General features: G+C 61.1%; 13 protein-coding genes. 9 read left to right on the top strand and 4 right to left on the bottom strand.

What is annotated here, in order from left to right:
* Nucleotides 1-57 precede the first annotated feature (57 nt).
* A complete protein-coding gene (locus VGK14_RS09620) occupies nucleotides 58-1,113 on the top strand; it encodes a transglutaminase family protein (protein ID WP_331508846.1) in 1,056 nt (351 codons plus the stop codon).
* A gap of 6 nt (nucleotides 1,114-1,119) precedes the next feature.
* Here VGK14_RS09620 and VGK14_RS09615 read toward each other — a convergent pair whose 3' ends face one another.
* The 3 genes from VGK14_RS09615 to VGK14_RS09605 form a co-directional block, all read right to left on the bottom strand.
* Nucleotides 1,120-2,424: a M18 family aminopeptidase gene (locus VGK14_RS09615; RefSeq protein WP_331508843.1), complete on the bottom strand. Its 1,305-nt coding sequence runs from the start codon at nucleotides 2,422-2,424 to the stop codon at nucleotides 1,120-1,122.
* Nucleotides 2,425-2,496: 72 nt separating this feature from the next.
* A complete protein-coding gene (locus VGK14_RS09610) occupies nucleotides 2,497-3,579 on the bottom strand; it encodes a sterol desaturase family protein (protein ID WP_331508842.1) in 1,083 nt (360 codons plus the stop codon).
* Nucleotides 3,580-3,694: 115 nt separating this feature from the next.
* A complete protein-coding gene (locus VGK14_RS09605) occupies nucleotides 3,695-4,477 on the bottom strand; it encodes an IclR family transcriptional regulator (RefSeq protein ID WP_331508841.1) in 783 nt (260 codons plus the stop codon).
* A 156-nt stretch (nucleotides 4,478-4,633) separates the two neighbouring features.
* Between VGK14_RS09605 and VGK14_RS09600 the strand changes: the two genes are divergently transcribed.
* Genes VGK14_RS09600 through VGK14_RS09570 form a run of 7 tightly spaced genes read left to right on the top strand, consistent with a single transcriptional unit; the run spans nucleotide 4,634 to nucleotide 11,113 of the window.
* Nucleotides 4,634-5,290 (top strand): pyridoxamine 5'-phosphate oxidase family protein, encoded by a 657-nt coding sequence (locus VGK14_RS09600; protein ID WP_331508871.1) that lies wholly within the window; start codon nucleotides 4,634-4,636, stop codon nucleotides 5,288-5,290.
* Between the two features lie 24 nt (nucleotides 5,291-5,314).
* Nucleotides 5,315-6,343: a MoxR family ATPase gene (locus VGK14_RS09595; protein WP_331508840.1), complete on the top strand. Its 1,029-nt coding sequence runs from the start codon at nucleotides 5,315-5,317 to the stop codon at nucleotides 6,341-6,343.
* Nucleotides 6,344-6,345: 2 nt separating this feature from the next.
* Complete coding sequence (locus tag VGK14_RS09590; protein ID WP_331508838.1) at nucleotides 6,346-7,200, top strand: DUF58 domain-containing protein; 855 nt, start codon at nucleotides 6,346-6,348, stop codon at nucleotides 7,198-7,200.
* The gene (locus VGK14_RS09585; protein WP_331508835.1) at nucleotides 7,197-8,621 is read left to right on the top strand and encodes a DUF1097 domain-containing protein; all 1,425 of its coding nucleotides are present in this window, start codon (nucleotides 7,197-7,199) and stop codon (nucleotides 8,619-8,621) included. The genes VGK14_RS09590 and VGK14_RS09585 overlap by 4 nt, the downstream gene beginning before the upstream one ends.
* Nucleotides 8,618-9,604, top strand: coding sequence for a vWA domain-containing protein (locus tag VGK14_RS09580; RefSeq protein WP_331508834.1), 987 nt, complete (start codon nucleotides 8,618-8,620; stop codon nucleotides 9,602-9,604). The genes VGK14_RS09585 and VGK14_RS09580 overlap by 4 nt, the downstream gene beginning before the upstream one ends.
* Complete coding sequence (locus VGK14_RS09575) at nucleotides 9,589-10,125, top strand: hypothetical protein (protein WP_331508833.1); 537 nt, start codon at nucleotides 9,589-9,591, stop codon at nucleotides 10,123-10,125. Before VGK14_RS09580 ends, VGK14_RS09575 begins: the two co-directional genes overlap by 16 nt.
* A gap of 25 nt (nucleotides 10,126-10,150) precedes the next feature.
* The gene (locus VGK14_RS09570) at nucleotides 10,151-11,113 is read left to right on the top strand and encodes a vWA domain-containing protein (protein WP_414691715.1); all 963 of its coding nucleotides are present in this window, start codon (nucleotides 10,151-10,153) and stop codon (nucleotides 11,111-11,113) included.
* Here the strand turns inward: VGK14_RS09570 and ppsR are convergent.
* On the bottom strand, nucleotides 11,076-11,906 hold the full coding sequence (gene ppsR / locus VGK14_RS09565) for a posphoenolpyruvate synthetase regulatory kinase/phosphorylase PpsR (RefSeq protein WP_331508831.1): 831 nt from the start codon (nucleotides 11,904-11,906) through the stop codon (nucleotides 11,076-11,078). The two genes, VGK14_RS09570 and ppsR, sit on opposite strands and share 38 nt — an antisense overlap.
* A gap of 70 nt (nucleotides 11,907-11,976) precedes the next feature.
* On the opposite strand from ppsR, the gene VGK14_RS09560 reads away from it, so the two are divergent.
* Nucleotides 11,977-13,187, top strand: a 1,211-nt coding sequence (locus VGK14_RS09560) for a PEP/pyruvate-binding domain-containing protein (RefSeq protein ID WP_331508830.1), incomplete at its 3' end; no start/stop codon positions are given.

The following is a 13,187-nucleotide window of genomic DNA, read 5'->3' as shown; positions in this document are numbered from 1 at the left end:
TCAAACCTGATTGCATCGTCGGCATTTAATTGCCTTTTAGCCTAACTGGAGTTGAAATTGCAGCGTCGCGACTTTATCAAACTGGCCGGGGGCGCCTGGCTGCTATCGCAAGTGCCGTCGGGCTGGGCCAGGGAAACACCGGCGGACGAAGGCTGGCGGAAATTCCGGCTCACTTACACCGTCAACCTGTTGCCGCAAGGCAGCAATGCCTACCTGTGGCTGCCGATACCGCAGAGTATCAAGGACTATCAGCAGGCGTCGGCACCCCGATCTACAGGCGCGGCCGATGAAGCGGGCTTTGTCCGCATGGCGAACGCCCCGGCTTTTTACGCCCACTGGAACGACGCCACCGCGCGCAACATCACCGTGACCGCTGAGGTAGCCACCCGCGACCGCACGGCGGACCTGCAACGCAGCCATTCTTCGCCGGCAGAACTCGACGACGCAATGCTGAATTATCTGCCGCCGACCGACAGCATGCCGCTGGACGGCATCGTGCGCAGCACGGCGCTGGCGGCCACCAAAGGCGCCATCTCACCGTTAGAGAAGGCGCGCGCCATTTACGACTGGGTGGTGGACAACACCTTCCGCGAACCCAAAGTGAAAGGCTGCGGACGCGGCGACATCAAGGCCATGCTCGAAACCGGCAACCTGGGCGGCAAATGCGCCGACATCAACTCGCTGTTCGTCGGTCTGTGCCGCGCATCGGGCATTCCGGCGCGCGAGGTGTACGGCATTCGCATCGCGGAATCGCGCCAGTTCAAATCGCTGGGCCGCTCCGGCGACGTCAGTCGCGCCCAGCATTGCCGCGCCGAGTTCTATCTCGCCGATGTCGGCTGGATACCGGTGGATGCGGCGGACGTGCGCAAGGCCGTATTGGAGGAAAAGCTGCCGCTGGACGACCCAGGGATCGTCGCCCTGCGCGAGCGCCTGTTCGGCGGCTGGGAGATGAACTGGGTAGCCTTCAACCACGCCCGCAACGTGGCGCTGGGCCCGCGCCATAAAGCGAGCTTCTTCATGTACCCGTGTGCGGAAATCGCGGGCGAGCAAAGCGACAGCCTTAATCCGGAGAGTTTTGCCTACAGGGTCGAAGCAAGCGCCCAGGTCGGCTGACGGTAGTTAATCCCCGAACGCGGCTGTCAGCGCGGCGATCATATAGCCGTGGTCCATCACGCCGGCGCTTTCGCGCAGGCTGTGCATCGCCCACATCGGCGAACCCACGTCGATGCTGGCCATTCCTAGGCGCGAGGCGACGATCGGGCCTATGGTGCTGCCGCAGCCGAGATCGGTACGGTGGGCGTATTGCTGGAACGGCACGCCGGCTTTTTCGCACAGCGCGATAAAACGCGCCGAGGTATCCGCGCCGGTGCTGTAGCGCTGGTTGGCGTTGGTCTTGATCACCGGGCCGGCATTGACCATGACTTTATGGTTGGGTTCGTAAGCCGCGGGGAAATTGGGATGCCAGGCATGGGCCATGTCGGCGCTGATGAAAAAGCTGCGCGCCGAGGCGCAATGGCGCGCTTCCTCATCTATCCCGGTATTCGCCGCGATGCGCTCGAGCACGTCCTCGATGAAGCTTCCGCCCGCGCCCACGGCGCTTCCGCTGCCGACTTCCTCGTGGTCGAACAGCGCACAAACACATGTCGCAGCCGGGCTCTCGGTCGCCAGCAGCACCGTCAATGCGGCGTGGCAGGAAGCCAGGTTATCCAGCTGGCTGTCGGCGATGAATTCCTGATCCGCGCCCCAGAACGCGCCTTTTTGCGTGTCGAAAACATTGAATTCCGAAGTGAGGATATCCTTCGCATCCACCCCCAGCTCACCGGCGATAAGGCCAAGAAACTGGTCACCGGCCTTGGCGCCATCCTGGGATAGCCCAAGAATCAGCGGCAACTCATTCTGCTTGTGCAGCTTGAGACCCTGCTCGTTCACTTCCCGGTTCATGTGGATCGCCAGATTGGGCAGCCGCACCAGCGGCGTATCGAAGCGCAGCAAGCGCGTCCCGAAACCTTCCGCCGTGCGCACGTTCACCCGCCCCGCGAGGCTCAGGTCGCGGTCGGTGAAGGTCGCGAGAATGGGCCCGCCGTACACCTCCACCCCCAGCCGCACCACGCCTTCGCCGCCATGCGCGGCCTTGGGCTTCAAGCGCAGCCCCGGCGAATCGGTATGCGCACCTATGATGCGGAAACCGGTTTCGGCCAAAGGTTTTTGCCCCAGGGTAAACGCGATAATCGACGAGCCGCCGCGCACGACAAAATAACGGCTACCGGCTTTCAGCTGCCAGCGCTGCGCTTCGTGCAACCGAGTGAACCCCCGCACCAGCAAGCGCTGCTCGACGCTGTTGACCGCATGCCAGGGGCTGGGGCTGGCGTCGATGAAATCAATGAGATCCTGGGCCTGGGCTCTGGTTTCAGCAGAAATGGTCATTGGGTAATTCTGATGCGATAGGAATCGAGAAGAATACTAAAACTCGCTTGGTTGCGCCAATTGGCGCCCGGATCAACTCGCAGAAGCCCCTTCGGCCGCCTGAACCATCACGGTTCGCTCGACCGCGGGCGAGCCCAATTGGCTGGAGGGGATAGGCTCGTAGTCTTCGCCGAAACCCACATCGCCAGGCCGCCAGCCCGCAGGCCGGCGGAAGGCGCCCCAGAAGCGTTTCAGCGTGTACCACTGCATCGCGATGAGGCCGCAGTCGTTGTCCGCGTCGACCACCGGGTCGTTCACACCGGTCGTTCGCGGCGATTCGCCATACAGCGCGGTGCCGAACAGAATGTCCCAGACTGAAAAAACCTGTCCGAAATTGCAGTTGTGCAATGCCGGCCTGTCGGGATCGACGACCATGTGGTGCAGGCGGTGGAACTTCGGATCGACGAAAATCCTTTCAAAAAACCGGCCGAAACCGATGCGTACGTTGGTATGCGAAAAGTTCTGGATCAGTTCGCTCACCAACGTCAGCCAGGCAAATTCCGCAATATCAACGCCCATCACCAGACCGACCGTGGCGAGAATCATGGATTGGATCACGCCGTCCAGATAACTGCCTCTATCATTCGTCCAGCAACTCGTCTGGCGTTGGCTGTGGTGCATGCTATGCAAAGCCCACCACCAGGGAATGAGGTGTTCCGCGCGGTGCATCCAGTAATAGACGAAGTCATAGACAACGTAATAGACGGCGAGCAGCAGCAGGGGGTGATGATCGAGCCATGGCACCCAGTGTTTTACGTTGAATGACGACTCCGTGCCGTTGCCGGCAACGCCGCCGCCACCTAGCAAATAGCTGAATGGCGAGAGCACCAGGTAGCTGAACAGGGGAAATAAACCAAGCAACATCAGCAGCGTGTACAGGCGGTCGACTTTGGTCAGATCGCGATTCGTCCAGCGTTCGGCCGGCACCAGGCTTTCCAGCGGACGAAAAACCAGGCTGATGATGCCGATTTGCAGCAGCGCGATCATCCCGGCTTCGGCAACCGCCTTCGGATCGCCAACCGCATTCTGGATATGCAGCAATAACAGCACCGGCATCACTATATGGCCGCTCAGCCAAATGACCAGATGGAGCCACAGTTGTGACAAATCCAACATCGTGTTTCCTCGTACTCAGATCAATGTAATAGTGCTGCCGAGAGGACAGCATGTTGAGGCAATGGCGTTCAGTATACTGTCAACGCAACGCGTGACAAGCCCCGCCGCTTGATCCCTATTCCGTTGCCGACAAATGCTTTGAAATATTATCCGCCGCCTGCCGGAGCAGCGCCAGGCACTGCCCGCGCTGCTCGTCGTTCAGCCAGCCGGTGATATAAGTCGTACCGATGCCGGCGATCGGGTAGCCCGATGCATCGCAAATCGCAACGCCAAGGCCGCTGGTGGTGCGGTCCAGCACAATGTTGTCGTAGGTGCCGTAGCCATTTTGCATCGCTGCGCTCACCGCCCGGTGGAAACCTTTTTCGTCGAAGCCCTCGATGCGATGATAGCGCGACAGGTTGGCCGCGACGATCGCCTGCACCGCTTCATGCGGCAAGCAGGAAAACATCGCCAGGCAAGCCGGGCTCATGCCGAACGGGCCGCGCAGGCCCACCCTGCCCTTGCCGACCTGAATCTGCGACTGGCTTTCATAGCGGCCGATGCACACTATGTCCAGGCTGGCGCGCACCCCCAGATACACCACTTGATCCAGTCGTTCCGCCAGCGCACTCAGCTCCGTCGCGGCAATGCGCTCGATAGGATGCCGGCTGATGGCCGAGTAACTCAGGGCCGCCAGATCGGGGCCCAGATTGAAACGGGCGGTGTGTTTGTCGCGCTCCACCCAGCCCAGGCCGATCAGCGTGTCCAGCACGCGGTGGATGGTGGGGCGCGGCAATGCGGTGCGCGCAACCAGTTCGGTCAGCGAGCTGCCTTTGCTGGAACCGCGCGCGATTGCCGTCAGCAAGATCACGGCCCGGTTAAGGCTGCCGGCGGAGGGCTCCGGAACATTTTTAGTCATAGGTTGGCTTGATGACGAAATATACGATATACGGACACATAATTATTGCGCTCATGTTGACCTTGACTAATATACATTATTACTATCATCCCAACTTTATCACAAAGTTTCTTTAATCAATTATCCGATATACGGACACTTTCAGGAGCGGGAATGATGAGCGAAATCTACGGTGATCAGCACAGGGCACTACAGGAAGCGTTCGATACGAAAAACATGGCCGATCGGGTCGACGAATTGATTGTGGCATCGGAGATCGCTCCCGAGCATGCGGGCTTCATCGAAAGCCGCGACATGTTTTTCCTTACCACCGTTGACCACCGCGGCTATCCGACCTGCTCCCACAAAGGCGGCAATCCCGGTTTCGTCAAGGTGGTGGACAGCAAGACGCTGGCTTTCCCCAGCTTCGACGGCAACGGCATGTTCCTGTCGATGGGCAACATCACCGCCAACAACAAGATCGGCATGCTGTTCATCGACTTCGAAACGCCGCACCGCGTGCGCGTGCACGGCACCGCCAGCATCGACCGCAACGACCCGCTGATCAAGCAATTCCACGGCGCAGAACTGGTGGTGCGCGCGACCATCACCGAAATATTCATTAACTGCCCGCGCTACATCCACCGTTACCGGCGCGTCGATTCGTCGAAATACACACCGCAGCCCGGATGCCCGACGCCGCTGCCGCAATGGAAACGCATCGACGCAGTCCAGGATGCGCTGCCCGAACGCGACAAGGATGTCGCCGCCAAGCTCGGCGGCACGATCACGCCCGAGGAATACAGCGCGCTCGTGATGAAGGGCGAAGGCTAACCGTCGCATCGGGAGGGAGTTTCCATGGACATGGCGATGAAGGACAGCCAGCTCGTCGATTGGCGCGAGCAGGCGTTGATACTTGAAAATGCAGTCGGCAAAGTCATCGTCGGCCAGGAACGTGCGATCCGCCTCATGACAATCGCGATTTTCGCCCGCGGCCATGTGCTGCTCGAAGGCGATGTCGGCGTCGGCAAGACCACGCTGCTGCGCGCCTTCGCACGCGGCATCGGCGGCGGCTACGAGCGCATCGAGGGCACCGTGGACCTCATGCCTAACGACCTCGTCTACCATACCTACCTCGGCGAGGACGGCCGGCCGCGCGTGGACTCGGGTCCGCTGCTGCGCGGCGGCGAATCTCTTTCCATTTTCTTCTTCAACGAAATCAACCGTGCGCGGCCGCAAGTGCATGCGCTGCTGCTGCGCGTCATGGCCGAGCGCAGCCTCGAAGCCTTCAAGCGCGAGCATCAGCTGCCGCACGTACTGGTGTTCGCCGACCGCAACCAGGTGGAGAAAGAAGAGACCTTCGAACTGCCTTCGGCGGCGCGCGACCGCTTCATGATGGAAATCCCTATCGTCATCCCGGCCGACCGCGACACGCGGAAATCGCTGGTGTTCAATACGCGCTTCCACGACACCGAGGCGCTCACGGAACAAGTGTCCCCGGGCATCTTCGCGTTCGACCGACTCAACCATTTTTCCGCGGAGCTGCAGCAGCACATCCAAACCAGCCCGGTGCTCGAAAACTATGCGCTGGACCTGTGGGAAGCCACACAAACGCCGGCCAAATTTGGCATAAAAATCGACGGTATCGATGTCGCCAAGCTCGTGCATTCCGGCGCCAGCCCGCGCGGCATGGGCATGCTGCTCAAGGGTGCGCGCGTACATGCCTGGCTCATGGGGCGCGACTACGTGCAGCCGGAAGACATCCACGGCGTATTCCATGAAATCGTCGCGCATCGCCTGGTGTTCAGCTCTATGTACCAGATGCGCCGCACCGCGCTCGCGCGCGAACTCACGAGCGGCATCATCCGCACCGTCGCCGTGCCATAACGATGAACCCGGCCCACGCCCAAGCCTTCACCTACCAGGTCAACTGGCGCTCGCGCAGCCACCATGCGGGCGATCATGGCGGGCTGCAGCACGGCCTGGGCATGGAATTCCACGGCAACGCGCCGCTCGTGGATTATCCCGACGCGCGCCGCATCGATATCCGCCAGACCCTGCGCGACCCCGGCGAACAGGTGTACGTACGCCTGTTCCACCAGAAAAACGCCACGCCGGTATACGCGGTGTGCGATATGTCGGGTTCCATGCGATTCGGAGGCAAGATGGCGCTGGCGGCGGAAATTGCCGCCTCGGTCGCTTTTTCAGCGCACCAGGCGGGCGACATGTTCGGCTTCGTAGGCTTCGACGAGACCCCACGCGAGGAATGGCTCGTCCCGCCCAGCCATCGTTTGCATGAAGCGCTCGACCTCGCCGAACGGCTAAAGGATTATCGTCCCGCAGCGGCAGGCTCGGCCGGTTTGCTCGAAATCGGCCTCTATCTCGCCCAGAAACGCAGCCTGGTATTTCTGATCTCGGATTTCCACATGCCGCTGGAATTCATCGAGCAGGCGCTCAACCTGCTCTCGCGCCACCACGTCGTACCCATCGTACTGTGGACTGCCGGGGAATACCGCAAGCTGCCCGATTTCGGATTGAACGCCATTGTCGACCCCGAAACCGGCCGACGGCGCATGCTGTTCTTCCGCAAGGCATTGAAGGCACGCTTCGAACAGGCCTTCGCCGCGCGCAGAGCCGCGTTGGAAGAATTGTTCATGCGCTACGAAACTCCAGCCTGCTTCGTGGAGGACAGGTTCGACGCGGAAGCCGTTTCCGAATATTTCCAGCAATTTTCCGCCTTATGAGATTTCTGCTCGGCATCGTTTTCTGGCTGTTGGCGGCGCTACCTGCGACGGCCGCGGACCTCTATACGCTGCAAATACGCAACCCCGGCCGCGACATCGGCATCCTCGTCGGCGACCTGCTGGTACGCACCGTCGAGATCGATGCCCAGGCGCCCTACGCGCTCGCGCCGGCCTCGTTGCCGACCAAGGGCATAAGCCGGCACGGCGTCGAGCTCAGGGACGTTTCCATTACCAAGAATGCAGCCTCCACCAGCCGTACGCATTACACCCTTCAGTTCACCTACCAGGTATTCACGAGCGCAAGCTACGCCAAAAAAGTGCAGTTGCCGCAGGAACAGCTCAAGCTGAACGGAGACGGCCGCAATATCGACATCGCGATTCCGGCGTGGACTTTCAGCGTCTCGCCGCTGGCGACGCATGACGAAACCCGGTTCGACGAAGACATGAGTCCCTACCGCGGCCCGCTGCTGCTCGATACCTCTGTTAAACAACGATGGCTATGGGGCTTCGCCGGGCTGGCCGTGCTTTCGCTCTTCGGCCTGTTGTATTTCAACGGCAACCGCGCTTGGCTGCCGGGCATGGGCGGACCGTTCGCGAGAAGCTACCGCAAGTTGCGCCGGTTATCGAATGCGGACGTTCGGCAAGGTGTAGCGGTGATTCATCAGGCGTTCAACCAAACCTGGGGCGCCAATCTGTTCCATGCTGACCTGGAAAATTTCTTGCGATCTCACCCGCGTTTTCGCGCCATTCACAGCGAAATCGACGAATTTTTCCGACTATCGAATGCAGTGCTGTTCGGCAGCGATGTTGCGCCAAGCGCTTCCCTACCGGCGATGTGCGACTTCTGCAAGCAATGCCGCGATTGCGAGCGCGAACCGTTCGCGCTGCAGCCACTCGTCGCCGTTACGCTGTGCAGCGTAGTGCTGACCGCCCTCGTCGTGCTGCTCATGCAGAGCATCCAGATCCTGCCGATATGGCCGCTGGTCATCGCCTGGGCCTGCTTCTTCCATTTGGGCGGCGGCGAGCAGCCGCGCGCAGCGATCGTTTCAGTACTGCTCAGCACGATATTCGGCGTGCTCATGGGCTGGCTTTCGGCGCTGGCCATCCTCGACAATCCGGTTGCAGGGATGATTCCTCCCGGACTATGGGCAGCACTCGTGATCGCCGTTTTCATCGGCATCATCAGTGCCTGCGCCTACTGGAAGCCATTTTCAATCACGCCGGTGTGCATCTACGGCTATGCGGCCACCTGGGGCTATCTGGATGTTCCGGGGCGATTCGACTTCACGGTGTTGACTTCGCTCAACTTGCAGAACGCCGTCCTCATCCTGCCCGCCGCGATCGGCATGGGGTGCACGCTCGGCTACTTCAATGCGCGGCTCGTGGGCATGCTCACCGTCAAGCCGCAACCGGCATCATGAGCTTCGACCACGCCTGGGTTCTGTGGCTGCTGCCACTCGCGTTGCTACCGGTTTGGCTGGAACGCCAGCAGGGTAGCCTTTATTCCTGGATGGCGCTCGCGCCGCAGGACAGGCTCTCCGATATCGCCGGCCTGCTGCTGCGCTACCTCTCGGCCGTCATTCTCGCCTGCCTCGTGTTCGCGCTTGCCGGGCCGCACGGCGCGGTACATGAGGTCGAACGCATCGGCAAGGGCGCGCAGTTGGTGCTCGTGATCGACCGCAGCGCGAGCATGGACGACCCGTTCGCCGGCGCGGTGGCTGACGGCCAGGCGGGAGAAACCAAGGCGGCCGCGGCCAAGCGGCTGATCGCGAAATTCGTCGACGAGCGCCCGGACGACATGGTGGGCGTCGTGACCTTCAGCAATTCCGCGATGCACGTGATCCCGCTCACGCAAAGCCGCGCGGCGATCCATGCCGCGATTACCGCGGCCGGCGGCTCGGGCCTGCTGCAGACCAATATCGGCGCGGGCCTCACGAGCGGCGTGGCGATGTTCGACAAAATGCCGGATTCGGGCTCGCGCGCGATCATGCTGCTCTCGGACGGCGCGGGACGCATCACGCCCCGGGCCAAGCGCAAGATCAGCGACTGGCTGGAGCGCCAGCACGTCAACCTGTATTGGATCGTGCTGCGCCAACCGGACGGCATCAGCATTTTCAAACCCAACGCGCAACTCGCGAACGACGGGCAGGAGCCCGCCGAGATCGAGCTGCACAAATTCTTCCAGACCCTGAAAATCAAGTACCAGGCCTACGAGGCGGATGATCCAAAAACACTGCAGGCGGCGATCCAGGATATCAGCCTCAAGGAGAAGAAACCGATCCGCTACCTGCAGCGGATTCCGGGCAGGAACTACTCATCGCATTTCGTCATTGCAGCAGCGCTGCTGATTTCGCTATTGCTCGCCATCAAACACCTCGGAGTCAGATCATGGCAACCCGCATGAAAAGCAGGAACCTGCTGCTGTTCGCCGCCCTGCTGACCGGCGTCGCCGGCGCGGCGCTGCAGGCGTTCGACATGCACAGGATGGAGAGCTTCAATCAGGCGGTATCCACCGGCAAATTGCCCGATCATGACAAGCTGCGTTTCGAGGCCAAGTACGCGGCGGCCTATTGGCTGGCGAAAAGCGGCCGCTACCAGGATGCCACCCAGCTGTTCGTGCAACTCATGGAAGCCGGCGGCAATGCGGAACAGATGGCCGCCGTGCAGTACAACCTCGGCAACATCTTTTTTCTGCGCGGGCTGCTCGTCAACCGCAGCGGCGGCATCGTGCACGCCGAGGCGGAATACCTGCTGACCCAGGCCAAAATGGCCTACCAGCAATCGCTGCGCCTCGACAACGCGCACCTCGACGTGCGCCACAACCTTGACCGCGTGCTAAGCCTGCTGCCGGAAGATTCCGTTCCCAAGAACGAGCAGGACAAGCTTGGCATCGTTATGGGCAATATCCCGGTCGGGTTGCCTTGAGTTTGATTGGCCGCAGATAACGCAGATGAACGTGGATAAGCCCATCAAAACGCTGTCAGATACCGGCTTGCATGCCCTTGCGCTCATCCTGCTGCTGGCTTCGCTGCTGCATCCGGCGATTCCCTGGCAGCGCGACCTGCACAATTACCTGCTCGTGGCCGACGTCACGCAGAGCATGAATACCGAGGATATGAAGCTCGACGGCAAGAATGTCAGCCGCATGGCGTATATGCGCCACCTCATGCACGACACCGTGGCCGCGTTGCCGTGCGGCACCGATATGAGCCTGGGCGTGTTCTCCAACGTGAACATCGCGCTGCTGTTCACACCTATCGAGGTGTGCGCGAATTACGACGTGATCGAGGACGCGATTAATCATTTGGAATGGCGCATGGCCTGGCACGGCAACAGCCGCCTGCGCTTTGGCATGCAGTCCGCGAACGCGATCCTGCAATCGCTGCCGGAAGCCGCGCAGCTGGTATTTTTTACCGACGGCGACGAAGCGCCGAAACTCAACGCTATCAACAAAACCGACCTCTCCAACTGGCAGGGCGGCAGCGATTGGCTGCTCGTGGGCGTGGGCGGCGATGATCCCATGCCGGTACCCAAGTTCGACGGCGACGACAGGATCATGGGCTACTGGTCGGTGAACGCGATGAAGGTCGAGCCTTCCGCCGTGCTCGCCGAGGAATCCGCCGGCACGCGCGACGACAGCATCGCGACGGACGACAACGACCGCTACCTTTCTAAACTGGACGAGCCCTACCTCAAGGAACTGGCACAGGAAATAGACGCCAGCTATCTGCGCGCCGGAGATTCCGGAAAGCTGGTCGAGGCCATGCGCCGGCAAAAACCGGCCGCTCGCGCCACCGAAAAAGTCGGAATCGACCGGCTGCTGATAGCACTCGCCGCGCTGGTTTTGCTCTCCGCTTACTGGCCGGGCCTCATGCTCAGGATACGTGGCCGTCCAGCCCGCACTCCTGCATGACCTTGGTGGCGATCTCTTCCACCGACCTTGTCGTCGAATCCAGCCAGCGTATGCCTTCGCGGTGCATCAGCTGTTCCGCCTGGCGGACTTCATGGCGGCAGTTTTCCAGAGCGGCATAACGGCTATCGGGCCGGCGTTCGGTACGGATTTCGTGCAGGCGTTCCGGCCGTATCGTCAGCCCGAACAGTTTTTTCTTATGCCCTTCAAGTACTTTCGGCAAGCACCCACGCTCGAAATCCTCGGGAATCAGGGGATAATTGGCGGCCTTCACCCCGAACTGCATCGCCAGATAAAGCGATGTCGGCGTCTTGCCGCTACGCGATACGCCGACCAGGATCACCTCCGCATCGCTCAGGTGGCGTTCGCTGGCGCCGTCGTCATGTTCCAGCGAGTAATTCACCGCTTCCATGCGATGCCGGTAGCCAGTATTATCCACAACTTTGCGTCCCTGCCCGATCCCGCGCGTGGGCTGCATGCCGAGCTCCTGACCCAGCGGACCGATGAAAGTCTTGAAGAAGTCCAGGCACAGCGCCTGTACGCCGTCGAATTCGGCGCTCACCTCCTCGTTGACGAAGGTCATCAGCAGGATGGGCCGCATGCCGTCGTCCTGCGCTGCCTTGAGTATGGTCGGCACGCAAGCGTGGGCTTTTTCGACGCTGTCGATAAACGGCATGCGCACCTGATGGAATTCGACGCCGGGGAAATGCGCGAGCAGGTTAAGCCCCAGGGTTTCGGCGGAAATGCCGGTGCCGTCGGAAATAAAGAACACGCTGCGGCGGGAAGTTTGAGACATAAGCGTCCTTTTTTTGCAGAATATGGCAAGATAATGCCATCCCGTTTGAATTTTGTGTGAGAGAAAAACCATGTCGAATTACGTAGTCGATTTTGAAGAATTGCGCATGACCGATGTGCCTTCGGTGGGGGGCAAGAACGCCTCGCTGGGCGAGATGATCAGCCAGTTGAAGGCAAAACAGGTGCGCGTGCCCGGCGGTTTTGCTACCACCGCCGACGCCTACCGCGACTTTCTCTCGCAGGGCGGGCTGGCCGCCCGCATCAACGCGGAGCTGGACAAGCTCGACGTTGAAGACGTGACCGCGCTGGCCGCCTGCGGCAAGCAAATCCGCCAGTGGATATTCGACACCCCCCTCCCGGCGCAATTCAAGCAGGATATCGCCGACCATTACCACCGGCTGGTGGGCGATTCGGACGACGGCGCAACTTTCGCCGTGCGCTCTTCCGCCACCGCCGAAGACCTTCCCGATGCCTCGTTCGCGGGCCAGCAGGAGACCTTCCTCAACATCCACGGCGCGGACAACATCCTGCATGCGATCAAGGAAGTGTTCGCCTCGCTGTACAACAACCGGGCGATTTCCTACCGCGTGCATAAGGGCTTCGTGCATGCCGACGTGGCGCTCTCCGCCGGCATCCAGAAAATGGTGCGCAGCGACATCGGCGCCTCGGGCGTGATGTTCACGATAGACACCGAATCCGGCTTCTCGGACGTGGTATTCATCACTGCGGCGTACGGCCTGGGCGAAACCGTAGTGCAGGGCGCGGTCAACCCGGACGAGTTCTACGTGCATAAACCGCTACTGGCCGCCGGCAAGCCAGCCGTGGTGCGGCGCAGCCTGGGCTCCAAGCTGATCAAGATGGTATTCACCGACTCCAGGGCGGCCGGAAAATCCACCCATACCGTGCAGACCGAAACTTCCGAGCGCGGCCGTTTCGCGTTGAACGATGCCGAAGTGCTGGAACTGGCGCGCTATGCGGTCATCATCGAGCAGCATTACGGCCGGGCGATGGACATCGAATGGGGCCGCGACGGCATCGACGGCAAGCTCTACATCCTGCAGGCACGGCCGGAAACGGTGAAGTCGCAGGCCACGGTCGGCGTATCGCAAAGCTACACGCTGAAACAGCATGGCAAGGTGCTGGTCAGCGGCCGCGCCATCGGCCAGAAAATCGGCCAGGGCCCGGTGCGCATCATCGAAAGCGCCAGGGAAATGCTGCGCGTGCAGGCCGGCGACATCCTGGTCACCGACATGACCGACCCGGACTGGGAGCCGGTGATGAA

It is taken from the genome of Novimethylophilus sp. (genome assembly GCF_036504375.1).
GTDB lineage: Bacteria > Pseudomonadota > Gammaproteobacteria > Burkholderiales > Methylophilaceae > Novimethylophilus.
The sequence above is the reverse complement of the archived record's forward strand: the minus strand, read 5'-3'. Positions and strand labels throughout refer to the sequence as shown.